The organism is Streptomyces sp. L-9-10 (genome assembly GCF_004151105.1).
Taxonomy (GTDB): domain Bacteria; phylum Actinomycetota; class Actinomycetes; order Streptomycetales; family Streptomycetaceae; genus Streptomyces.
The window spans coordinates 17,096-39,586 of the sequence record NZ_PHRF01000172.1; the positions used below are offsets into that span (position 1 = coordinate 17,096).

At 70.3% G+C, this 22,491-nt stretch carries 18 protein-coding genes and 1 riboswitch; of the genes, 7 read left to right on the forward strand and 11 right to left on the reverse strand.

The features are described from left to right. Nucleotides 1-73 precede the first annotated feature (73 nt). The gene (locus CU044_RS37260; protein WP_129773427.1) at nt 74-721 is read right to left on the reverse strand and encodes a hypothetical protein; all 648 of its coding nucleotides are present in this window, start codon (nt 719-721) and stop codon (nt 74-76) included. Nucleotides 722-950: 229 nt separating this feature from the next. Between CU044_RS37260 and CU044_RS37265 the strand changes: the two genes are divergently transcribed. Beyond that, nucleotides 951-1,751, forward strand: a complete 801-nt coding sequence (locus tag CU044_RS37265) for an SAM-dependent methyltransferase (RefSeq protein ID WP_129773428.1) — start codon at nt 951-953, stop codon at nt 1,749-1,751. Nucleotides 1,752-2,060: 309 nt separating this feature from the next. After that, nucleotides 2,061-3,368: an amino acid permease gene (locus CU044_RS37270; protein ID WP_240046084.1), complete on the forward strand. Its 1,308-nt coding sequence runs from the start codon at nt 2,061-2,063 to the stop codon at nt 3,366-3,368. Nucleotides 3,369-3,447: 79 nt separating this feature from the next. Here the strand turns inward: CU044_RS37270 and CU044_RS37275 are convergent, their stop codons facing one another. Beyond that, nucleotides 3,448-4,278, reverse strand: a complete 831-nt coding sequence (locus CU044_RS37275) for a transglycosylase SLT domain-containing protein (RefSeq protein WP_129773432.1) — start codon at nt 4,276-4,278, stop codon at nt 3,448-3,450. A 4-nt stretch (nt 4,279-4,282) separates the two neighbouring features. Next, nucleotides 4,283-4,471, reverse strand: a riboswitch (cyclic di-AMP (ydaO/yuaA leader). A 667-nt stretch (nt 4,472-5,138) separates the two neighbouring features. Beyond that, nucleotides 5,139-5,915 carry a helix-turn-helix transcriptional regulator gene (locus tag CU044_RS37280; protein WP_129773434.1) on the reverse strand — a complete coding sequence of 259 codons (777 nt, stop codon included), beginning with the start codon at nt 5,913-5,915 and terminating at the stop codon, nt 5,139-5,141. Between the two features lie 55 nt (nt 5,916-5,970). Between CU044_RS37280 and CU044_RS37285 the strand changes: the two genes are divergently transcribed. Next, nucleotides 5,971-7,245 (forward strand): MFS transporter, encoded by a 1,275-nt coding sequence (locus CU044_RS37285; protein WP_240046069.1) that lies wholly within the window; start codon nt 5,971-5,973, stop codon nt 7,243-7,245. Between the two features lie 87 nt (nt 7,246-7,332). Here CU044_RS37285 and CU044_RS37290 read toward each other — a convergent pair whose 3' ends face one another. Then, nucleotides 7,333-7,905, reverse strand: a complete 573-nt coding sequence (locus CU044_RS37290; protein ID WP_129773436.1) for a TetR-like C-terminal domain-containing protein — start codon at nt 7,903-7,905, stop codon at nt 7,333-7,335. A gap of 92 nt (nt 7,906-7,997) precedes the next feature. On the opposite strand from CU044_RS37290, the gene CU044_RS37295 reads away from it, so the two are divergent. Both CU044_RS37295 and CU044_RS37300 read left to right on the forward strand, forming a co-directional pair. Continuing rightward, nucleotides 7,998-9,257, forward strand: coding sequence for an MFS transporter (locus CU044_RS37295; RefSeq protein WP_240046070.1), 1,260 nt, complete (start codon nt 7,998-8,000; stop codon nt 9,255-9,257). A 109-nt stretch (nt 9,258-9,366) separates the two neighbouring features. Further along, nucleotides 9,367-10,167 (forward strand): alpha/beta hydrolase, encoded by an 801-nt coding sequence (locus CU044_RS37300; protein WP_129773438.1) that lies wholly within the window; start codon nt 9,367-9,369, stop codon nt 10,165-10,167. Between the two features lie 76 nt (nt 10,168-10,243). Here CU044_RS37300 and CU044_RS37305 read toward each other — a convergent pair whose 3' ends face one another. From CU044_RS37305 to CU044_RS37320, 4 genes are read right to left on the reverse strand one after another with little or no spacing between them, the layout of a single operon-like run. Continuing rightward, nucleotides 10,244-11,167, reverse strand: a complete 924-nt coding sequence (locus CU044_RS37305) for an NAD(P)-dependent oxidoreductase (RefSeq protein ID WP_129773440.1) — start codon at nt 11,165-11,167, stop codon at nt 10,244-10,246. After that, on the reverse strand, nt 11,164-12,072 hold the full coding sequence (locus CU044_RS37310) for a carbohydrate ABC transporter permease (RefSeq protein WP_129773442.1): 909 nt from the start codon (nt 12,070-12,072) through the stop codon (nt 11,164-11,166). The genes CU044_RS37305 and CU044_RS37310 overlap by 4 nt, the downstream gene beginning before the upstream one ends. Then, complete coding sequence (locus CU044_RS37315; protein WP_129773444.1) at nt 12,069-13,088, reverse strand: sugar ABC transporter permease; 1,020 nt, start codon at nt 13,086-13,088, stop codon at nt 12,069-12,071. The genes CU044_RS37310 and CU044_RS37315 overlap by 4 nt, the downstream gene beginning before the upstream one ends. After that, entirely contained in the window at nt 13,085-14,410 is a 1,326-nt protein-coding gene (locus CU044_RS37320; protein ID WP_240046071.1) for an extracellular solute-binding protein, read from the reverse strand. The genes CU044_RS37315 and CU044_RS37320 overlap by 4 nt, the downstream gene beginning before the upstream one ends. A 191-nt stretch (nt 14,411-14,601) precedes the next feature. On the opposite strand from CU044_RS37320, the gene CU044_RS37325 reads away from it, so the two are divergent. Continuing rightward, nucleotides 14,602-15,981: an enolase C-terminal domain-like protein gene (locus CU044_RS37325; protein ID WP_129773446.1), complete on the forward strand. Its 1,380-nt coding sequence runs from the start codon at nt 14,602-14,604 to the stop codon at nt 15,979-15,981. Nucleotides 15,982-16,097: 116 nt separating this feature from the next. Here CU044_RS37325 and CU044_RS37330 read toward each other — a convergent pair whose 3' ends face one another. Both CU044_RS37330 and CU044_RS37335 read right to left on the reverse strand, forming a co-directional pair. Then, on the reverse strand, nt 16,098-17,309 hold the full coding sequence (locus tag CU044_RS37330) for an ROK family transcriptional regulator (RefSeq protein WP_129773448.1): 1,212 nt from the start codon (nt 17,307-17,309) through the stop codon (nt 16,098-16,100). Nucleotides 17,310-17,433: 124 nt separating this feature from the next. Continuing rightward, on the reverse strand, nt 17,434-19,023 hold the full coding sequence (locus CU044_RS37335; protein WP_129773450.1) for a beta-xylosidase: 1,590 nt from the start codon (nt 19,021-19,023) through the stop codon (nt 17,434-17,436). A gap of 176 nt (nt 19,024-19,199) precedes the next feature. On the opposite strand from CU044_RS37335, the gene CU044_RS37340 reads away from it, so the two are divergent. Beyond that, the gene (locus CU044_RS37340; protein ID WP_129773452.1) at nt 19,200-19,691 is read left to right on the forward strand and encodes an SRPBCC domain-containing protein; all 492 of its coding nucleotides are present in this window, start codon (nt 19,200-19,202) and stop codon (nt 19,689-19,691) included. Nucleotides 19,692-19,715: 24 nt separating this feature from the next. Here the strand turns inward: CU044_RS37340 and CU044_RS37345 are convergent, their stop codons facing one another. Continuing rightward, nucleotides 19,716-22,487, reverse strand: coding sequence for a DUF3962 domain-containing protein (locus CU044_RS37345; protein WP_129773454.1), 2,772 nt, complete (start codon nt 22,485-22,487; stop codon nt 19,716-19,718). Between the last annotated feature and the right edge of the window lie 4 nt (nt 22,488-22,491).

Consider the following 22,491-nt stretch of genomic DNA (forward strand, 5'->3'; position numbering starts at 1 on the left):
CGCGCGTTTTCAACCTTTGCAACCAGGGCCCCCGCCCGGCGAGTTGGGACGTCGCCCGGTTCTCCTCGGGCGCTCAGTTCTCCTCGAAGTAGGCGTCCAGGACGGCGTCGAGCTCTGCCGTCCACTCCTTGAGCCGGTTCCTGCTGTCGGCCTCGACCTCCGCGTCGAACCAGCGGCGCTCCGACACATGCACCGTGACCGTGAACCGGCGCCCGAACCGCGGGGTCTTGATCTCGACCGCGCCGATCTCGTCCCACCAGAAGTCGGCCTCCTGGTCGTCCAGCCGGAACCGGACGCCCTCGCTGTTCGCGGTGATCGAGCCGCGGCGGTCGACGGCCTCGAAGACGGGGCCGTCCTTGGCCGAGGCGTCCTTGGCGGGGCCGTCGCCGGATTCGTCACCGCCGGAGGGGCCGTCACCGTCGGAGGAGGCGTCCTGTGAGGAGGCGTCCTGTGAGGGGGCGTCCCTCTCCTCGGAGGCCTCCTTCGCCGCTTCGGCCGTGCCGGTGGCGCCGTCCGCGTCGAGGGCGGGCTCATCGGGAACGTCCTTCGCGAGGGCGTCCGAGGGGGCGACGCCCTCAGGCGCGCGCTCCTCGGTCTCCGCCCGCTCCGAGTCCGTCTCCGCTGTCCCGGCGGGGCGGGGGACCATGAGGCCGGGAACGTACGCCGGGTCTTTCCCCACGGCACGCTCGGGCCAGATATTCGAGTCTATGCGCTGCTCCACGTCCGGAAGTATGGACGAGAATCCTGTGCGAGCCCAGCCCGGCTCGCGTCCGGCCGCCCGGACGCGGCATCCGGCCGCTCGTACATACGCACCTTGCTCGAACAGCAACTGCCCGCATCACATACCCTGTTACCGCTCGCGCCCACCTGGATCAGTCGCAACCGATGCCTCGGCGCCGCGGGCTCCTTCACCAGGTTCTTTCCCCGCCTCCACGCCATGGGAGCGTTCTATGACGGCCCAGACCCCCAAGCCCTGGATCGACACGAGCAAGCCGCATCCCGCCCGTGTCTACGACTTCCTCCTCGGTGGCAAGGACAACTACGCCACCGACCAGGCGGTGGGGGCACAACTGCCGGCCGAGGCGAGGGCCGCCGCACGGCAGAACCGTGCCTTCATGCGCCGCGCGACCGCCTGGCTGGCGCTCAGCGGCGTCGACCAGTTCCTCGACATCGGCACCGGCATCCCGACCAAGCCGAACCTGCACCAGATCGTCCAGGAGATCAACCCGAAGGCCCGGGTCGTCTACACCGACAACGACCCCATCGTCCTGCGGCACGCCGAGGCCCTGCTGGTCAGTGCGCCGGAAGGCGCCACCGACTACATCCAGGCGGATGTCCGCGAGCCGCGGGCGATCCTGGAGCACGCCCGCGGTTTCCTGGATTTCAGCCGCCCGATCGCGCTCTCGCTCATCGCCCTCATGCACTTCATCCCGGAGGACGAGAAGCCCTACGACATCGTCGGCACCCTGGTGGAAGCCCTTCCCAGCGGCAGCTATCTGGTGCTCTCGCACGCCGCGTCCGATCTCTACCCCGAGCTGGTGGAACAGGTGGTCGCGCAGTACAAGCGGGGTGGCATCACGCTGGGCTTCCGTACCCGCGCGGGGGTGGCGCGGTTCTTCGAGGGCATGGACCTCGCCGAGCCGGGACTGGTCACGGCCCCGCACTGGTACAAGGACGCGGCGGCGCCGACGGAAGAGGAGAGCGGCGGATACGACAGCGGTATCTACGCCGGAGTCGCCCGCATACGCTGACCCGCCCGTTGTTCCGTCTTTCCTGCGTGCCGTCGTTCGTGCGTGCCGTCGTTTCGTCGTTCCGCGGGGATCGGCTCGTTTTGCCTGGGAGGGCGTGGTCCGGGGACACTGCGTGGTGCCGCAGATCCCCCCACCATCCCGAAGGCAGCCTGACCGCTCATGCACGACCAGACCCCGCCCGACACCTCCTCCCGGACTGACACGGACCGGACGGATACGGACCGCACGGATACGGGCGCAGCCGCGGCTACGGCCGCGGCGGACGCTCGGACACCGCTCGCCGGCGGGCTCAAGCAGCGCCATCTGGCCATGCTCGGCCTCGGCGGGGTCATCGGCGCCGGGCTCTTCGTCGGCTCGGGCGCCGGGATCGCGATGGCCGGGCCCGGGATCGTCGTCTCGTATCTGATCGCGGGCGCGCTCGCGATGTGCGTGATGCGGATGCTGGGCGAGATGTCGGCCGCGATGCCGGCGTCGGGTTCGTTCTCCGTGTACGCCGAGCGGGCGCTCGGCCGGTGGGCGGGGTTCAGCGCGGGCTGGCTGTACTGGTTCCTGCTGGTCGTCGTCCTCGCGGTGGAGGCGACGGGCGCGGCGCAGATCGCGAACGGCTGGCTGCCCTCGGTGCCGCAGTGGGCGTGGGTACTGGTCTTCATGGTGTTCTTCACCGGCACGAACCTCGCCGCCGTGAAGAACTTCGGCGAGTTCGAGTTCTGGTTCGCCGCCCTGAAGGTGTTCGCGATCGTCGCGTTCCTGGTGCTCGGGCTGCTGGCGGTCTTCGGCGTGCTGCCCGACACCGACCCCGTCGGCTTCACCCACCTCGCCGGACAGGACGGCTTCCTGCCCGGCGGCTGGCAGGGCGTCATCTCCGGCGTGCTCGCCGTCGTCTTCGCCTTCGGCGGCCTGGAGGTGGTCACGATCGCGGCGGCGGAGTCCGACGACCCGGTGCGCTCGGTGTCCAGGGCGGTGCGCAGCGCGGTGTTCCGGATCCTGTTCTTCTACGTCGGTTCGATGCTGGTCATCGTGACGGTGCTGCCCTGGACGGCGCAGCGGGCCGGGCTGAGTCCGTATGTCACCGTCCTCGACGCCGTCGGCGTCCCGTCCGCCGCGCAGATCATGAACATCGTGGTGTTCGTGGCCCTGCTGTCGGCGCTCAACGCCAACCTCTACGGATCGTCCCGGATGGTCTTCTCGCTGGCCGAACGGGGCGAGGCGCCGGCGTCCCTGCTGAAGGTGAGCGGCGGCGGTGTGCCCCGACGGGCGGTCCTCGCGTCCGTGGCGTTCGGCTTCGTGTCGGTGCTGCTCAATCTCACATGGCCCGACTCGGTCTTCCTGTACATGCTCAACGCGGTCGGCGCGGTGCTTCTCTTCGTCTGGGCCCTGATCGCGGTGTCGCAGCTGCGGCTGCGGCGCCGTATCGAGCGGGAGGCACCGGAGCGGCTGGTGCTGAGGATGTGGCTCTTCCCGGGGCTGACCTGGGCCACGCTCGCCGCCATGGCGGTCGTCTTCGGCCTGATGCTGACGAATGACGCGGCGCGGCCGCAGTTGCTGTGGTCCCTGGGCGCGACGGCGCTCGTGCTGGCGGCGGCGGGGGTACGGGAGCTGCGCGCGCGGCGCGCCTGACCCGGGAGACGCGCGAACGCCGGCAGGCCGGACAGGCCCTGAGGGCTGTCCGGCCTGCCGCGACGGGTGTGAGGGCCTGTCAGTAGGGGCCGTTCACGTTGTCGATCGAGCCGTACCGGTCGGCCGCGTAGTTGCTCGCGGCGGTGATGTTGGCGACCGGGTCGTAGCTGTCCGTCGACGTACCGGGCACGTGGTAGGCCTGGAACGTGGGGTCGATGACCTGCAGGAGGCCCTTGGACGGGGTGCCGGCGGCGGCGTTGGAGTCCCAGTTGTTGATGGCGGCCGGGTTGCCCGAGGACTCGCGCATGATGTTGCGGTAGATGCCGTCGTAGGAGCCGGGGATGCCGTGCTGCGCCATGACGTCCAGCGACTCGCGGATCCAGCCGTCCAGGTCGTCGGTGTACGTCTGCGCGGTCGTCTGGGTGGCGGCGCCGGTATCGGCCGAGGCGGTCTCGTCGGTGGTGGCGGTCTCGTCGGCCGGGGCCACCTCGTCGGTGGTGGCGCTCTCGTCGGCCGTGGAGTCGGCGGTGGAGTCGGCCGGGGCCTCCGACGCGGACTCCGTTCCGAGCGTCAGTGTGAGACCGGGGTGGATCAGCGACGGGTTGCCGCCGATGGCGTCGCGGTTGTCCTCATAGAGCTTCTGCCAGCCGCCGCTGATCGAGTACGCGTCCGCGATCTTGGACAGCGAGTCCCCCCAGACCACGGAGTAGGTCGCCGGGATGTCCGTCTGAACGGCGGCGGCCGGAGCCATGGGCACCTTGGCGGTGGCGGCGGTGTGCGCCGGGGCCGCTTCCGCGGTGGTCGCGGCCAGCAGGGGGAAGGCGAGTACGGCACCGCCCGTGCCCGCGGTGACGAGGCCTCTGGCGACGGGGTTGTTCTTGGGACGACGGTGCTTAGCCTTTGAGGCCATGACGAATTCCTCTCCTCCGCCTGCGAGGTGAGCTGTCGGGTTCGGGCTGGAGATGCCCGGCCGCGTGCTGAATGCGGCTTCACCCCAAGCCGGTCCGGAGTACGGACCGGCGACTTACCTGGGTCCCCCGCTCCTGCCGTACGTGGGTGGGTGTGGGTTTCCGGATGGCGGCAGGATTAGGCGTTCCATCCGGAGTGACGAGAACGTAAGCGAGGACGCCCGGACGAAACAAGCCCTGAATTCACAACGGAATCCAATTCACGATTCCGACCTCGAAAGATCTCGTTACCCACCCGATACCGGGGCTCTCAACTCGCCTTCCCTGCGGACGAAATGAACGACGGGGCGGTCCCCGCGACCCGGCACTTACGTGACACACATCACGCCCATGACGGAAATGTCCAGCTCAGAACACCCACCAGAGAGTAGAAAGTCGCACTAAAGACATCTAAATGGACTTCAGGAAGAACGGAGATAAATCGCCCATAAAGGAACCGTGCACTGCGCCCGGTCCGACCCCGGCACTTCCGCCCACGACGGGAAATGAGCGCACCCCCGAAGGGCGCCGCATCGCACATGATCGCGTAATTCGGAAGCCGCCCCGGACGGTCCCTTACGGACGCGCCGGCCCTCGGTGCGATCCGCTTCGATAGGCGATTGAACCGCTCAGCGCCATTGAATTGGCGGAGCATTGAGCGTTCCTGACCCTCTATCGCTTCCGAACAATGGCGGGCCACGACCAGTTGCACGAAGATGTTTCACCTGAGGACCGGTCGATTCACCGAATCCCTTTATTCAAAAGGAAGTTCACAGCGGCCGACAGCGCGTACGGCACATCCTCGCCGACCCCCGTCCCCTTCCTAGCCGCCCTCGGTGGGGAGTTGACGGTTGCGGTAGCGGCCGGGGGTCTCGCCGACGAGACCGGCGAAAGCCTCGATGAAGCTCGTCGGATTGGCCCAGCCGCAGGCGAGAGCGGTGTCGGTGACGGACTTCCCCGCGGCGAGCCGGGTGAGCGCGTGGTGGACGCGTAGCTGAGTGCGCCACTGATGAAAACTCATCCGGAGCTCCTGCCCGAAGAGCCGGCTGAGCGTACGCTCACTCGCCCCGACGCGCGCGCCGAGCTCGGCGAGAGTCTGCTGATTGGCAGGGTCGGCGTAGAGGATGCCGGTCAGCGCCCGGAGCCGGTCGTCGGCCGGCTCGGGCAGATGCAGCGGCTGCTCGGGCGCCGCGGTGAGCTCGTCGACGACGACCGCGTGCAGCCGGTCGACCGCCTCCGGCGCCCGCCCGCCGGCGCCCGCTTCCTCGGCCGTGAGGGCGAGCAGAGCCTCGCGGGCCAGCCCGGAGACGGTGAGCACGGCGGGATGCGCGGGCAGCCGGGCGGCGAGTGCGTCGAACAGGAACAGAATCCGCATGTCCGCGCTGCCGTGCGCGGTGTGGTGGTGCTCGAAGGCCGCGGGAGTCCACGCCACCCGGGTCGGCGGAGCGATCCACGTCCCCCTGGCGGTGGTCACGGACAGCACGCCGGTGGCCGAATAGACCAGGTGACCGCGGTCGTGGGCATGGATGGGCAGCCGCTGCCCGTGCGCCAGGACGATGCGGCCGCGTTCCGCGGGATCAAGATGGCGGGTTTCCCTCATAGATTGGCATCCTATCGGTGGCCCGCCGTCCCGGCTCCGTCCGAGAGTGAACGGCATGAACAGCCCAGTGACCTATCAGGCTCCAGCGGCCCGCCCGTCAGCGTCCCGTCCCGGACCGGCCGGGGCGCGCACCGTACAAGCCGCTTTCGCGTTCGGCCTGGCCGCGCTCAACCTGCGCATCGCCGTCGCGTCCCTGTCCCCCGTACTCACGGAGGTCGAGCACGACGAACACCTCTCCTCGTTCGGCGGCGGCGCCCTCTCGACGGTGCCGGTCGTCTGCTTCGGGGCGTTCGCGTTCCTCGCGCCCCGGCTCACCCGCCGCTTCGGGCCCCACCACCTGCTGTGGTACGCGCTGCTCGCGCTGACCGGCGGCATTGTGCTGCGCTCGGTCCCGGGAGTGCTCGCCCTGTTCGGCGGCACCCTGATCGCCGGTGCGGCGATCGCGGTCGGCAACGTCCTCATGCCGCAGCTCATCAAGCACGACTTCGCCGGCCGCGCCGGGCTGATGCTCGGCTGCTACTCCCTGGCCCTGTCCGGCGGAGCCGCGCTCGCCGCGGGCGTGGTCGTCCCGCTGGAGTCGGCCACCGGCTGGGGCTGGCGGCAAGTGCTCGCGCTGTGGGCGATCCCGTCCCTCATCGCCGCCCTCGCCTGGCTTCCCGAACTGCTCGTGCCGGACCGGCGTTCCCCGAACCGCCGACGACGGGAGCTGGTGAAGCATGGAGGAGCCGATACCGCCGCACCCGCACTCAGGGCGCTGTGGCGCGACCGAACCGCCTGGGCGGTGACCCTGTACATGGGTCTGCAGTCCCTCGGCTACTACGCGATCCTCTCCTGGCTGCCGACGCTTCTGCAGGACCACGGCATGAGCGACAGCCAGGCCGGATGGATGCTCTCCTTCTCCAGCTTCCCCGGCATGGCCGCATCCTTCGCGGCACCCTGGCTGCAGCAGCGTCTGCGCCCGGCCTTCGTCGCGCCCCTGGCGGCCGCCCTGCTGTGCGCGACCGGCTTCGTCGGCCTGCTCACGTCCCCCGTGTCGGGCGCCTACCTCTGGATGACCGCCCTCGGACTGGGCCAGGGCCTCGCCATCGGTCTCGCCCTCGGCTACATCGTCGCCCGCTCGCCCGACGCGCACCACACCGGCCGGCTCTCGACGATGGCCCAGGGGATCGGCTACCTCATCGCCTGCCTCGGTCCGCTCGGTCTCGGCCTGCTGCACTCCACGAGCGGGGGATGGTCGCTGCCGGTCGCCGTGCTGCTCGCCGTGCTCGTCGCGCAGACCGTCGCGGCCTTCGGCGCGAGCCGCGACCGCCATGTCCTGGCGTCCTCCTGAAGGGCCAGGGCCCGCGAACTCGGCAGGATCCACAGGACACGCCCCAGGTCGCGGGCCGGGCGGGACGTTACACAGACGGCCCGGCGATCAGTCCGGCAGCAGGTGTGAGACGAGGCCGCGCGCCCAGTCGAGAGTGAGAGGGGCGTCGGTGAAGACGGCCCGGTAGTAGAGGGGCGCGAGCACGGCGTCCGTGGTGCGTTCCAGGGTCGGGGGCTGATGCCCCCGGCCCTGTTCGCGTTCCAGGATGGCTTCGAGCTGCCGCTCGCGGTCGCCGCGGCAGGCGGCGGCGCCCTGTTCGCCGCCGATGCCGATGGTGGCGCGTACCAGGGCGAGGGTGTCCGGGTCGCAGAGGTCCTTGGCGAGGTCGCACGCGTAGCGTTCCAGGTCGCCGCGGAGGCTTCCGGTGTCCGGCACCACGATGTCGCCGGAGAAACGGCTGGTCATGACGTCGGCGAGCAGATCACCGACGGCGCCCCAGCGGCGGTAGAGCGTGGTGGCGTGCACGCCGGCGCGGGCGGCCACGACCGGGATCGTCAGGGGTTCGTTGGGCTCGTCGGCGACCAGTTCCTCGACGGCCCGGTGGACGGCCGCGCGGACTCGGGCGGAGCGGCCCCCCGGCCGGCTCCCGGTGGATGAGGCGGAGGACGCGGTAGTGGACACGCACCCAGTATCGCATTGATCACTGCGACAAAAAAGCAGTGACCGATGCGTTTGTGCTAGCGTAAAGCCACTAACGCACAGATCACTGCGAGATGACTATGTCTACTGACTCCGCCATATCCGCCGTGCGGCCCGACGAGGGCAGGCGCCGTGTGCTGCGCGGTACCGCCTTCCCCGGCGTCGCCGCGGTCTTCGTCGTCTTTCTGGCCGCTTCCAGCGTTCCGTCCCCGCTCTACCCCGTCTACCAGCAGCAATGGCACTTCTCCGCATGGGTGCTGACTGTCGTCTTCGCCCTGTACGTGGTCGGCCTGCTGGGCTCGCTGCTCGTCGTCGGAGCGCTGTCGGACCACGTCGGCCGCCGGCCGGTGCTCGCCGCGGCGATCGCACTGGAGATCGTCGCGCTCGTGCTCTTCCTCGCCGCCGGGAACGTGGTCGTCCTGGCCGCCGCCCGGGTGCTTCAGGGCATCGCCACCGGGGCGGCGACGACCACACTCAGCGCCACGCTCGTCGACCTCGAACCGCCGCACGCCCGGGGGCGCGCGGGGGTCGTCACCTCGGTGGCGCCCCTGACCGGACTCGCCCTCGGCGCTCTCGGTTCCGGTGCGCTGGTGGAGTTCGGCCCCGCCCCGACCCGGCTGGTCTACGGCCTGCTGCTCGGCGCCATGGTGCTGGCACTGGCCATGACCGCTCTTCTGCCGGAGACCTCCCCGCGCCTGCCGGGAGCCGTCGCCTCCCTGCGCCCACGGGCGGCGCTGCCCGCTCACCTGCGTGCGGACATCGTGCCGGTGGTGCCGGCGATGGTGGCCGGCTGGGCGCTGGCCGGGCTGTTCCTCTCCCTCGGCCCGTCCGTCGCGGGCGAGCTGTTCGGGCTGCGGAGCCGACTGGTCGGCGGCGTCGTCGTGACGCTCCTGGCGGGCACCGGGGCGCTGACGGTGGCCGTGCTGCGCACCCGTTCCGCGGCCTCGCTGCTGGCTCCCTCGTCCGCGCTGCTCGGGCTCGGCGTGCTGACCGCCCTCGCGGGAACGGTGGCGGACCTCGTCTGGCTCGCCGCCGCCGGGACCGTCGTCGCGGGCGTCGGCCTCGGCGCCTCGGTACTGGCGACGTTCGGCACGTTCGCCCGGCTCGCCGGGCCGCACGAGCGCGGCGCGGTCTTCGCCTCCGCGAACATCATCAACTACCTCGGCAACAGCGTGCCCGCCGTGCTCGGCGGCATCGCCGTCACCGCCGTCGGCCTGCGGACCGCCACCGAGATCTACGCACTGGCGATCGTGGCGATCGTCTCCGCCGCCTTCCTCCTGCGGCTGGGCCAGCTGCGGGCCCGGCGCCGGGCGGTCGCGGCCCCGGGCGAATGACGCTCCGGGCGAATGACGCTCCGGGCCACCGGCTCCACCGCTCCGTAGAGACCGCCGCATCCCTCCAGAAGCCCCATCCGGCACCATACGTACGAAAGAAGGAAGCACCATGACGACCTCAAGCGGCACCACCGGCGAGAACCTCCTCGTCCGGCGATCGGACCACACGACCATCCGGTACACCGCCACCGGACCCGCCGACGGGCCGGTCCTGGTCCTCATCCACGGCTGGGCGTGCGACCGCGGCGACTACGACGCCGTGACCGGCCACCTGCCCGACAGCTACCGGGTCCTCGCCGTCGACCTCGCCGAGCATGGCGAGTCCCGCTCGACGCGAGATGTATGGACCATCGAGGAGTTCGCCCGCGACGTGGCGGCGGTGCTGGAGGCCCAGTCCGTGACCACGGCCGTCGTGGCCGGGCACTCCCACGGCGCGGCGGTCGCCGTCGAGGTCGGCCGGCTGCTCCCCGGCACCGTCTCGCACGTGGTCGCACTCGACGGGCTGCACTACCTGTCCCTGTTCCCGGCGCAGAGCGAGGAGCAGGCCGACGCCCTGCTGGGCGTGTTCCGCGACGACTTCCCCACGGCGGTGCGCGGCCTGGTCGAAGGGGGCTCCCCGGCCGGGACCGACCCGGCGCGCAAGGACGCCTACTTCCAGAAGATGGTCAGGGTGCGCCAGCCCGGGGGGCTGCGTGCCATCGAGGGCCTGGTGCACTGGGACATGGACGCGGCGCTGCGCGAGACGAAGCAGCCGATCACCGTGTTCGCCATTCGTGATCTGGTGACGCGGGAGGCGCTCGACCGCTACGCGGACCGCCTCGACATCGTGCTGATCGACCTGGGCAGCCACCACTTCCCGGTGGAGGCCCCCGAGGCCACGGCGAGGCTGCTGGCCGGCGTCGTGGGCTGACGGAACGACTCCGCGCGGACAAGCCTCACGGGCTTGTCCGCGCGGAGTCGTACGGAGCTGGTACGGATCCTGGATGTCAGGCGTGCGGCATGACAGCCGTCGGCCAGTCCTCCCGCCCCGCCGCGGTGAAGCCGAGGAGTTCACGGCTGCGGGTGGTGTCGAACAGCGACGCGTGTCCGTCGAGCGCGCCCCGGATCTCGCTGGTGGGGTGGTACGTCTCCAGCAGCTCGCGGGTGGGCTCCAGGGCCGCGCTGTCGGGCGCGGCCACATTGACGACATGGTGGCCCGTGAGGTCGGCCGTCAGGGCGGCCCGTACGGCTCGGGCGGCGTCCGGCGTGTGCAGCCAGCCCCACAGTTCGCGGCGGTTGGGCGCCGGGTCGCCGTGCACCTCGGCCAGCCGCTCCCGCAGCCGGTCGCCCGCCCCGACGAACGGGAACCGCAGCATGACCGTGGCCGTGCCGTAGCGCCGGGTCGTGAACTCCGCCGCCTTCTCCGACATGACCTTGGACAGCCCGTAGGAGTCGACGGTGAGGTCCGGGTGGTCCTCGTCGACAGGCACGTACACCGGGTGCAGATCCCGGTCCGCCCACGCGATACCGACGGCCGCCGCGCTGGAGGCGCCGACCACGCGCGGTACCCCGAGCCGGCCCGCCTCCTGGAACACCAGGTAGGCGGCGAGCACGTTGGCGCGCAGTGTCTCCTCCTCCGACACGATGCCGGGCGCCGGGTACGCCGCGAGATGGACGACCCCGGCGAACACACCGTCCTCCCCCGCCGCCTCACGCGCGGCGGCGAAGCTCTCCGTCACGGTCTTCGCCTCGCCGAGGTCGCCGGTGACGAACCGGACGCAGCCGTCCTCGCCGTCGCCCCGCTCCAGGTCGGCTCCCACGACGCGGAAACCCGCGCCGATGAGGTCGGCCACGACGGCCCGGCCGATCCCGCCGGCCGCCCCGGTCACCAGTACCGTCCGGCCGCTCTCCCGTACCGTCCTCCCGCTCATCCCTTGACCGCTCCCATCAGTCCGTTGACGAAGTAACGCTGGGCGCACAGGAACAGGACGATCACCGGGACCACCATGATCAGAGCCGCCGCCATCAGCGAGTTGTACTGCACGACGCTCTGCGACTGCATCGCCTGGAGCGCGATGGGCAGGGTGTACGTGTGCGGGTCGTTCAGCGAGATCCGGGTGAGCTGATACTCGTTCCAGGTCGGGATCGCCGTGAGCAGCGCGATGGTGATGACGGCGGGCCTGGCCAGCGGCAGATAGATCCGGCTGAAGATCCGCAGCTCTCCCGCGCCGTCCATGCGCGCCGCCTCGCGCAGCTCCCCCGGTACCGATCTGAACGCGTTGGTCAGCATCAGGATCGCCAGCGGGGCGCTGCCGTTGACGAACGGCAGGATCAGACCCCAGTGGGTGCCGAGGATGTCGAGCTTGCTCTCCAGCAGCACGATCGGCAGCAGTGTCACCACTCCCGGTACGAACAGCAGCACCAGGAACAGCCGGTACAGCCACTTCCTGCCGGGGAACGCCAGCACGGAGAAGGCGTACGAGGCGGCCGAGTAGACCACCACGACCAGCACGGTCGTCAGGACGGTGACCTTGACGCTGTTGAGGAAGTAGTCGAAGAAGTCGAGCTTGTTCCAGGTGTCGGCGAAGGTACGGAGGGTCGGGTCGTGCGGTATGAGATGACCGCCCTCCTGCACCTCCTTGTTGGTCTTGAAGGCCGCCGAGACCATCCACAGGAAGGGATAGACACTGACCGCCGCGTAGGCGGCGAGCACGATCCCGACGAGGGCACGGACGGCGGTCCTGCCGACGGGCCTTCGCCCGCCGGTCCGCGGCACGGTCCGGTCCTGGACACGGATGCCCGCCCGCCGCGGTGGGGAAAGCGTTTCGCCGCTCATCCCATCCTCCTCATCACCCGCTGGTTGATGAAGGCGACGACGAGGGCCGCCAGGAACAGGAGCCAGCCCAGGGCGCTGGCGAGACCCAGCGTCGGGGACAGCTCGGAGAGGAAGGCGAGCCGGTAGGTCTCAAGACCCAGGACGCTCGTGGAGTCGCCCGGACCGCCGTTCGTCATGATCAGGAAGGACTGGAAGCCCTGGAGGGAGTCGCGCACGTTGAGCAGGAGCACGACGACGGTGATGGGCTTCATCAGCGGCCACACGACGGTCGTGGTGGAGCGCAGCCAGCCGGCGCCGTCGATCTGCGCGGCCTCCAGCAGGGAGCTGTCCAGCGACTGGAGTCCGGTCAGATACAGCAGCATCGCGACCGGCACGGCCGACCAGACCATGACGACGATCATCGTGGCCAGCGCGGTGTCCGGGTTGCCGAGCCAGCCCTGCGGCTGCTGGAGCGAGCCGAGGCCGACGGTCTTGAGAAGCAGGTTGACGGCGCCGTTCGGCTCCAGGATGTAGTTCCAGGCGAAGTAGACGGCGATTCCGGTCGTCACGTAGGGCACGAAGTAGACGGAGCGCAGGACGCCCTGGAAGCGCTTGACCTGGTTCAGGACGAGGGCCAGCGGGAAGGCGACGAGCACGGTGAGCAGGGGGACCGCGATGACGACCCACAGGGTGTTGACCGCGGCCTTCTTCACGATCGGCCAGTACGTCGGGCTGCCGCCGAGCAGATCCGTGTAGTTCCGGAAGCCGCGCCAGTTCCACTCGGGCCAGAAGCCGTTCCACTGGGCGAAGCTCAGCGAGAAGCCGTAGACGATGGTGTAGACGCCCATGACGGCGAACAGGACGATCGCGGGGGCGACGAAGAGGTAGCCCCAGGCGGCCTGCCTGCGCTTCTCGCGCAGTGCGCCGAAGAGTCCGCGGCGGGGTGCGCCGCCGTCCCGCTGCCCGGCGGACGAGGGGCCCTCGCCTTTCCCGGTGCCGGTGCCGACGGCCGTCGCCGTACCGGTTCCGGCCGTCATTTGTTCTGCTCCGCCCAGTAGGACTTCAGCATGGAACTCATCTGGGCACCCGTACTTTCCGCGCTGCGTGACTTCAGCGGGGTGAACTGGGCCAGTACGGCTCCGACCTTTCCGGGGTCGTACAGGCTGGGACGGTAGGCGGTATAGCCGGCGTTGTAGGAATTCTTGCCGGAGCCGAAGGCGGCTTCCATGGAATTCAGGACCGGACCGAGCGCCTCGCTCTGGCTCTTGTCGAGATCATTGGGCGGCACGTCGAGTGCCTGTTTTCCGAAGTCCGCGGCGACCTCGTCCCTGGAGAGGAACTTCAGCCATTGCAGGGCCTCGTCCTTCTTGTCCGATTTCCGGGTGATCGAGAGGCCCGTGAGCGAGAACGGCGAGAGCTGGAGGCCGCGGATGGCGGCGTCCTCCGGCGGCGGCACGGGAAACGTCATGAGGTTGTCCGCGTCGTAGCCGTTCTCGGCGAGAAACGCCAGCGTGTAGGTGCCGCCGATGTCGAAGGACGCCTTGCCCTGGGCGAAGGCGAGATCCGCCTCGTCGATCCCCTTGGACTGGGTGCCCGGCATCCAGTACGGGGTCACCTCGTTGTAGGTGTTCAGAACTTTCTGGCCGTTGGGCGACGACCAGCCCTGGGAGGCGTCCGGGCCGAAGAGCGCCTCGAACTTCTCCTTCCCGAGCAGGCCGAACGCCATCGGCTGCATCAGCCATTCGAGAGCCGTGGAGGGCTGCTTCACACCGACGGTCACCCCGCCGTTGTCCGGGTATGCCTTCTTCACCTTGTCGAGGGCGTCGATGAATTCCTCCCACGTGGCCGGCGCCCGGGTGACCCCGGCCTTCGCCGCGCGGTTCTTGTTCATGTAGACGACGCCCTGGGTGCCGACGGTGAGCGGCACACTGAATCGCTGCCCCAGTCGCACGCCCTGGGTCTTGGACCCCTCGGTGAGCGACGCCTTGTAGACGTCGGGGGTGACCGTGCCGTCCTTGAGGACCTGGGGGAGGTACTGGTCCAGCCATTTCTGGTCGACGTCCTTGGAGAGGTCTTCCAGCAGGCCCGCCCCGCCGAACGCGAGGTCATCGCCGTTGGCGTGCACTTCGAGGACATCGGGCAGGTCATTGGTGCGGGCCGCGGCCTGGACCTTGGTCAGAAAGGCGTCATCCGGCGTCACCGCCTGAATATTCACCTTTGTTCCGGTCTCGGCGGTGAACTTTTCCGCGGCCGCCTGCAAAGCGGCCACATGGGACTGCTTGAAGGTCCACATGGAGAGTTCATCGCGTCCGGCACCGTTCCCGCCGTTCGAACCGCAACCCGCGATCAGCACACCCATAGCGGCGACCGAAGCGAGTATCGAGGTACGACGCGCGGCTGGGAGAAGTCGTATCACGTTCCCAGCGCCTTTCTTCGGGGCTGTCCGTCCAGCTCCTCTATGACGCAGCGAATCTAAATCGACTTGATGTACGGTGTCAACAGTTGTAACACCGGGAAAACACGGACGTGCCATCACCTCGGAGGGGACCCATGACGGCAGCGAAGACACGGGGTACGACAGAGAGCACGGAGGGGGCGGAGACGGCGGAGGTGCTGGCCCCGGCCCCCTGGACGCGATCCGGCTCCTCGCACGGTGAGGACTCCTCGCGGGGCACCTCGGAGGGCTCCGACTCCTCGCGGGGCTCCGACTCCCTGCGGGTGACGGCGGTCCGCACGTTCCTGTGCGCCCCGCAGGGCTGCCCCTACGTGATCGTGCGCGTGGAGACGAATCAGCCCGGCCTGTACGGACTCGGCTGCGCCAGCGACCCGCAGCGCACCCTCGCGATCCGTTCGGTCGTCGACGACTACTTCGGTCCGATGCTGCTGGGCCGCGACCCCCACGACATCGAGGACCTGCACCGGCTGCTCCTCAACAGCGGCTACTGGCGGGGCGGTTCGATCGCCCAGAACGCCCTGGCGGGCGTCGATGTGGCGCTCTGGGACATCAAGGGCAAGGCGGCGGGGCTGCCACTGCACCAGCTGCTGGGCGGCCGGGCCCGGGAGGCCGCCGAGGCGTACACACACGTGGACGGCGAGGAGGCGGGCGAGATCGCCGAGCGGGTGCTCGCCGCCGCCGAGCGCGGCTACCGCCATGTCCGCGTCCAGGTCGCGGTCCCCGGCACGGACACGTACGGCACGGCCCCGCGCGACGAGGCCGAAGCCCGCCGGCGCCGGCTGCGCGCGGGGAGCTGGGACTCACTGGGCTATCTGCGCCATGTCCCGCCGGTGCTGCGCGACATCCGGGAGCGGGTCGGCACGGGAGTGGAGCTGCTGCACGACGCACACGAGCGGCTGACGCCCTCGCAGGCCCGTGAGCTGGTGCACGAGGTCGAGGACGCCCGGCTGTTCTTCCTGGAGGACGCCCTCGCCCCCGAGGACGCGGCCCACTTCGGTCAGCTCCGCCGGGCCGGCTCGGTCCCGCTCGCGGTGGGAGAGCTGTACCACGACGTCACGATGTACCTGCCGCTGCTGGAACAGCGGGTCATCGACTTCGCGCGGATCCGTATCCCCACCCTGGGCGGTCTGACGCCGACCCGCAAACTCGTCGCGGCCTGCGAGCTGTTCGGGGTGCGGACGGCGCCGCACGGTCCCGGCGACGTCAGCCCCGTCGGCATGGCCGCCAACCTGGCCCTGGACATCAGCTCCCCCGCGTTCGGCGTCCAGGAGGCGGCCTCCTTCAAGGAAGCCACCCTGGAGGTCTTCCCCGGTGCGCCCGTGCCGCGGGAGGGGCGTCTGTACCCCTCCGAACAGCCGGGCCTGGGGGTGGACTTCGACGAGTCGGCCGTACGCAGGTACCCGGTGACCGAGCCCCTGGAGCACGACCGCTGGGCGCTGCTGCGCAACACGGACGGGAGCGTGCAGCGGCCCTGACCGTGCGGTGAGCGCCCCCGGCCGTCGCCGTACGCGCGTGAGGCCCCGCCGGCCGGCGGGGCCTCACCCGTATCCGCGGCTCGCTCCCTGCCCGCGGCTCGCTCCCTGTCCGCGGCTCACCCCAGCAGCAGGGATTTCGGCTGCGCGGAGAGCGTCCGGTCCAGGACGAGCGACGCCGCTCCCACGGCCGCGACGTTCTCGCCGACGGCGGTGGTGATGACCAGCGTGGGATGGATCGGCTTGACGAACGGGGACTGCGCGACCATCGGCTCGATGAGGGCGAGGAGCCGGTCGGCGAGGAGGTGCCATATCGGGCCGCCGAAGACGATGGTGTCCACGTCCAGGAGCGTGGCGGCCGCGCAGACCCCCCGGCCGATCCGCACCCCCCAGCGGTCGATGATGCTGCCGGCCCGCTCGTCTCCCCGCTCGGCGAGGACCGCCAGCTGTTCGAGGCCGCGCTGGGCGTCCCCGGGATCCATGGGGGTGAACTCCCCGCCGAGCACACCGAGCGCGATGGCCTCGTCGACCAGGACCCGGGTCGAGCAGGCCGCGCCGAGACCGCCGACCTCGCCGACGTTGCCGGAGACGCCGCGCAGCACGGTGTCGTCGACGACCAGCCCCATGCCGGAGCCTGTGCCGAGATAGAAGAAGAGGAAGTTACGGCTCTCGGTGGCCGCCCCGGACCAGCGCTCGGCGACGACGGCCGCGATCACGTCCTTGTCCAGCAGGGCGGGATAGCCGGTCGCCTCGCTGAGCTGGTCGCGCAGCGGGACGCTTCCCCAGCCGGGCAGTTCGGGCGGGTCCACGACCAGCCCGGCCGCCGCGTCGATCGGTCCCGGCGCGGCGATCCCCAGGCCCAGTACGCGTTCCCTGTCCACGCCCGACTCGGCCACCAGCGCGGTCACCGAGGCGGCGATGCCCGCCACGACCTGGTCGGTGTCGCCGCCGCGCGGAGTCCGTTCGCTGCGCTGGGCGACGACCGTACCGAGCAGGTCGAGCAGTACGTACGTGATGACGGCCGGGTCGAGATGCACGCCCACGGCGTACCGGGCCCCGGGGGCGATCCGGAGGAGCGTACGGGGTTTGCCGCTGCCGGTGCTCTGCTTCCCGGACTCGCGGGCCACGCCCTGGTCGAGCAGCCTGCGGGTGATGTTGGAGACGGTCTGCGCCGACAGCCCGGTGGCCTGGGCGAGTTCGACCCGGCTCAGGCCCGCGGAGTGGCGCCGGATCGCGTCCAGGACGACGGATTCGTTGAAGTCGCCCATGCGTGGCAGGTTGGTGCCGCGTCTGATCGACGCCTTCCCGGCGCTCGCCTTCTTGCTCGTCAAAATCCGTCTCCCGGCCCCGGAAAGGGACGACGGCCAGATGCCGCCGTTCCCTGGGTGCGTCAAATCGATGGAATCGTACCGGCTGGGGCGTGAAGCGTGTCCGCAAAGCCCGCTTGTGCCGGTATCAGCCCAACTGCTCGACAAGGATGAGCGACCAGGGGCTGACGGCCGTGTCCAGCCGCAGCACCCCGTCCTCACCGGCGGCGACGGTCCGTACCTCGGTGGCACGGGCCAGCCGGTCGAGATGGGCGAGCTGCTCGCGGGTGGGCGCGGCCGGCGAACCGAGTTCCCGCCAGGCCCCGATGGCGTCTCCGTGCGCGGAGTCCAGCACCTCGACCCGGAAGGGGGCGCCGGCCGCGAGCGCGCCGATCTCCAGCGTCAGCCGCCGGGGCCGCCCCTTGGCCTGGGTGACCTCGGCCACGGCCCGGCCGTCGAAGGAGGCGGGCACGGACTTGGGCTCCTCCTCCGGATAGTGGTGGACGAGCGCGGTGATCCGGCCGGTGGCGGCCGAGCGGGTCACGACATGGTCCTCGCCGCGCTCGATCAGCTCGTCGCCGAGTGCGTGCAGCATGCGGTACGCGTGGAAGGTCGGCTTGGGGACACCGGGCAGCGTGATCATGCCGAAGCCGCCGTGGAACAGCTCGTCGCCCGCCCCGCCCTCCTCGAAGACGTCCGTGAACGTCCAGTACGCGAGCGAGTCGACCGTACCGAGCGAGTGCAGGACCGAGCGCGTGACGTAGGTGGCGGCGGGCAGCGTGTCATGGGTGTGGTCGCGCGGCGAGGAGGACGAGGACCACTCGGTGAGATGGATCTCGGCGTCCGGATACGGGCTCTTGGCGATCAGTTCGCGCAGCAGGGCCAGGTCGACCGGGGTGGCGTCCTTGCCCCGGGTGAGCTTCTCGCCCTGGCCGTGCTCGTCCAGCGCCCAGTCCGTGGGGTACGGGTGGGTGGAGACGAAGTCGACGGGCAGCCCTTCCGCGACGCAGTAGTCCAGGAAGGCCGCCATCCACACCGGACGCCATTCCAGGTCGTCGATGTCGTCGCGGCCCGCGACGATACGGCGGGAGACATCCTCGGACTCGCCGCCGAAGCGCTCGTCGGGTACGAAGTTGGAGGTGGCGGGGCCGCCGACGCGCAGCCGCTCGTCCACGTTCTTCACCGCGCGCGCGGTGACCTTGTACAGCTCGAAGTACTCGGAGCGGGTGCCGCGGAAGAAGCCCCGGAGGTTGGCCTCGTTCCACACCTCGAAGTACCAGTGGCGCACCTCCTCGATCCCGTACCGGGTGATCCAGTGGCGGGTGATGCCATCGATCAGCGCGGCCCATTTGTCGAGGTCCACGGGCGGGGCGCCGTGCGCTCCCCACCAGAAGACGGTGTTGGTCTCCCGGGCGAGGGCACGCGGGCTGAAGCCGAACTCCACGAACGGCCTGACGCCGAGGTCCAGGAGGAAGTCGAAGAGCGCGTCGACGTACTGGAAGTTGTGGACCGCGGTGCCGTCCTCACGCTCCGTGTACACGAACATGTCGTCGTGGAAGAGCCCGTGGAAGCGGATGTACTCGAAGCCGCACGCCTCGTGGGCCTCGCGGAGCTGGCGCTGCCAGTCGGCGCGCAGCCCCTCGTTGGCGCGTCCGGCGCCGACGACGCGGCTCCAGAAGTGCGGCAGCGGGGTCGCGGGGGCGTTCGCGAGGGCACTGACCGTGATGTCGCCCGACATGGTGGTTCCTTCCGTCCCGGTACGGCAGGCAGTGGTGCTGGTACTGACGCTGGTGGTGGTGCTCTGCGACAGACGATAAATCAAAATGATTGATATATCTAATCCCCGGGACGGGACCCATCCGGACCGTTATCGCCCCTGCCGTCGCGAAGGCCGCCGGCGCTACGTTGGATTCCATGTATGCGACGCGAGTCAGCCACCGCGTGAACGCCCCCCGCGCTGCCGTCTACCGAGCACTTCTCGACCCGGAGGCGGTCGCGAGCTGGCGAGTGCCCGACGGCATGACCAGCCACGTACACACGTTCGATCCCCGCGAGGGCGGAACGTTCCGCGTCTCCCTCACCTACGACGACCCGGCCGCCACCGGCAAGTCGGCCGCGCACACCGACACGTACCACGGCCACTTCGCACGGCTCGTGCCGGACGAGCAGGTGACCGAAGTGTTCGCGTTCGAGACGACGGGCCCCGGCATGAGCGGCACGATGACGATGACGACCACACTCACCGACGCGGACGGCGCGACGGATGTCGTGATCGTGCACGAGGGAATGCCCGACGCCGTGCCCGCCGCCGACAACGAGCTGGGCACCCGCATGGCCTTGGCGAACCTCGCGCGGCTGGTCGAGTCGGACGGGCGACCGGACGGCGGACCTGCGGAACCCCGATAACCGAACAGGCACCCCGCGGCACCGTCAGCGCTCGTCAGAGCCGGATTCCGCGCTCCGCTCCCCCTTCGTTCCAGCCACCGGAAGCACATACTGGCCGGCGAGACGCGCCAGGTGCAGCGGGAGCGGACGGGCCAGTGGGGGGTAATCGTCGTGATAGCGCAACTGATGCGCCAGCGTCGCCCACTCCGCCGGCCGGTCGGGCATCTCACCTTCGCGCCCGGAGTCCGCCAGTGCCTTCTCCGACAGGCACCCGAGTACGGTGATCTCGAGTTGCCCGGGGTTCCACGCGGTCTTTCCCGGCGCTGTCCGGCCTGTCTCCGTGGGCGCCAGCTTCATGAGCCCCTTCGGCAGTTTCGCCGCCGTGTGCGGGGTGGCGGCCGTACTGGCGAAGACGCGGCTCTCCGCCCCTCCCGTCCCCCAGACGCCCTCGGCAAAGCCGATCTTGTCCTTGGCGTCGTGGGCGTACCACTCGGCCACCTCCTCCCTCGCGTTCGCGTCCCGAACGAGCACCATGCGCAGGTCGTGCCCGTACACCGTGAGGCGCTGGCCGGGTTCGGTACCGAAGCCGAGCATGTCGCGGGCCAGCGAACCGTTGCGCAGCCGTGGCCAGCACTGACGCAGATTGCCCGCGTCCGCCAGCAAGAGCGTCGGGCGGTCGCGGAGCTGGAAGAGCAGGGCGCGGATCTGTCCCTCGGTCTCCCGCTGCCGGCGCTGCTCCGCGCCGGCGCGGTCGGCGGGCCGCCCACCTGCCGGGGTGGTCGCGTCGTCACCGCCGTCGCCCGTGCCCCCGCTTGCCACGTCCGAGCCGGGAGTCTCGGAGAGGAGCAGCAACAGTTTCGGGTACGGCACCCACTCCGTACGCTCGGCGTCCCACCCTTCGATGACGCCGGAGCCGTCTCCGGGACGGACTCGCACCGCGACGAGACGGCGGGCGGGGCAACGCGTGGGTCCCTTCCTCGTGTGGCGGACGAGCCAGAGCGCCGCGTACTGGATGTCGCCGGGGATTCCGGCTCCGACCCTGTGAGCGGGCGGGCTGATCGCGCCGAGCTGCCGGAGCGCGTCCAGCCAGGTCCACCGGGCGCGGTGCTCCAGGTCACCGGCGGTGTCGTCGGGCGGGTTGACGAACTGGCTGAGCCACCCCCGCCTCGCCCAGGCGACGCGCAGCGCGTGTTTGGGATCGGAGTCCGGGACGGCGGCGAAACGGTCCTTACCGGCGATTTCCGCGATCACGACACCGGCGTCGTCGCCGCGCGGCGCAGCCATCCGGTCCGCAACGATTTCGCAGCGCCCTTCGACAGCGTCCGCGAGCCGGACGGCCCTCGATCGCCTGCGGTCCCGGGAGACCGGCAGTGCGTGGGCCAGGGGCCCGGCCGGCCGGGCCCGTACGCGGATATCGATGCCTTCGCCCCGCCACTGCCAGGTGTCCTCGGCCTCCGGGCCCACCCTCTCTCCGGGACCGAAGCCGATGAGCTTCGGCAGCTCCGCGAGCAGCGCGGCACGTGTTTCCGGGCACTGCCAGAAGATCTCGACGTCTAGGGGACGGCCGTTCAGCGCTCGTGCCAGTGCCGCGCGGCGTTGCAGGGCCATCTGCGCCTCTCGTACGCCCGGCCCACCGCTGCCGGCCGAACGGGGAAGCAGCGACGGGGTGTTGCGCCGGGTGACCCGGGTCAGGTCGGTGACCCGGCGCAGCACCGGGCGCAGTCCCTCTTCGACCCAGGCGTCCAAGTCCGCCCGTTCCCGGGGCATCAACCCGGGGCCGACCGCGTGTGGACCGACCGAAGGGTGGTAGACGATGCCGGCGGCCACGTCGGCGCATCCATTGATCCAGCGTTCCGGATGGGCGAAGAGTTCCGCGGGCTCCGGGTAGCGGCGCACGATGTCCAGTTCGGGCAGCAGCGCGGCGGGGCTGTGGCGGCGCCAGGCGAGTTCCTTTCGGCGCCGGTCGTAGCCGAGGGTGTTCACCATCAGCCGGTGGCCCCGGTCCGGCCCCTCCGGCCATGGAAGCGGGGCGTCGAGCAGCACCGTCGCCCCGCCGAGCAGATGGGGGCGCACGTCCAACCGCGTCGCCCACCGGCGCACTTGCGTGGACACGTGGACGCGGAACCGTGAGGCGAACGGCACTGTGTGGACCGTGATGTTCAGGCATGCCGAGTAGTACCAGGTCTGCTTGCGGTGTTCGTACCGCTGGGGCGGCCAGGAGACGAGTCTCGCTCCGTTCCCCGAGCTCTCGACGCGGAAATGAAGTGCGGTGCCGTGCGTGCGGAACGCTCGCGCGGCCAACCGGAAGGCGACCCACTCCGGCAACAGGCTGTACAGCCGTGCGGCGGGTTCGGCGGTACCGCCTGCCGATGTCACCGTCTCGGTGAGGTCCACCTGCTCGGACTCCCATTGCGGGAGCCGCACCGCCACGGTCGGATCCTCGGACAGCAGCTTCTCTTCCAGATCGGCGCCTTCGCCCTCGTCGTCCTCCCGGAACAGGCCCGCCGACCAGGTGCCGATCAACGGAGCGAGCACGTCCGGCGGCACGGCTTCCCGCGCGTAGAGCCATGGCAACCGACCGTCCGTTCCCACGTTGCGGCCGGTCGCGATGACGCCGGGCGCCAACGCCTGGAGCAGGGAGTTGAGCCGACGCACGGGAAGCCGGTCGGGACGACCGGCTTCGCCATTGGCCTCGGCGCGGATCCGGGTGAGTTCCGTACGCAGGTCTTCGCCGAGCCGGAGCACGTGCGGCTCCTCCAGCCACGGCCCGTGGTGCGGGTCGGGTTCATAGGCCGTGGTGCGAATGGTGTGGTACATGGGA

Coding starts and splice junctions, on each gene's coding strand:
- CU044_RS37265 (WP_129773428.1), top strand. CDS start 951: ATGACGGCCCAGACCCCCAAGCCCTGGATCGACACGAGCAAGCCGCAT.
- CU044_RS37270 (WP_240046084.1), top strand. CDS start 2,061: ATGCTCGGCCTCGGCGGGGTCATCGGCGCCGGGCTCTTCGTCGGCTCG.
- CU044_RS37275 (WP_129773432.1), bottom strand. CDS start 4,278: ATGGCCTCAAAGGCTAAGCACCGTCGTCCCAAGAACAACCCCGTCGCC.
- CU044_RS37280 (WP_129773434.1), bottom strand. CDS start 5,915: ATGAGGGAAACCCGCCATCTTGATCCCGCGGAACGCGGCCGCATCGTC.
- CU044_RS37285 (WP_240046069.1), top strand. CDS start 5,971: ATGAACAGCCCAGTGACCTATCAGGCTCCAGCGGCCCGCCCGTCAGCG.
- CU044_RS37295 (WP_240046070.1), top strand. CDS start 7,998: ATGACTATGTCTACTGACTCCGCCATATCCGCCGTGCGGCCCGACGAG.
- CU044_RS37300 (WP_129773438.1), top strand. CDS start 9,367: ATGACGACCTCAAGCGGCACCACCGGCGAGAACCTCCTCGTCCGGCGA.
- CU044_RS37305 (WP_129773440.1), bottom strand. CDS start 11,167: ATGAGCGGGAGGACGGTACGGGAGAGCGGCCGGACGGTACTGGTGACC.
- CU044_RS37310 (WP_129773442.1), bottom strand. CDS start 12,072: ATGAGCGGCGAAACGCTTTCCCCACCGCGGCGGGCGGGCATCCGTGTC.
- CU044_RS37315 (WP_129773444.1), bottom strand. CDS start 13,088: ATGACGGCCGGAACCGGTACGGCGACGGCCGTCGGCACCGGCACCGGG.
- CU044_RS37320 (WP_240046071.1), bottom strand. CDS start 14,410: ATGGGTGTGCTGATCGCGGGTTGCGGTTCGAACGGCGGGAACGGTGCC.
- CU044_RS37325 (WP_129773446.1), top strand. CDS start 14,602: ATGACGGCAGCGAAGACACGGGGTACGACAGAGAGCACGGAGGGGGCG.
- CU044_RS37335 (WP_129773450.1), bottom strand. CDS start 19,023: ATGTCGGGCGACATCACGGTCAGTGCCCTCGCGAACGCCCCCGCGACC.
- CU044_RS37340 (WP_129773452.1), top strand. CDS start 19,200: ATGTATGCGACGCGAGTCAGCCACCGCGTGAACGCCCCCCGCGCTGCC.
- CU044_RS37345 (WP_129773454.1), bottom strand. CDS start 22,487: ATGTACCACACCATTCGCACCACGGCCTATGAACCCGACCCGCACCAC.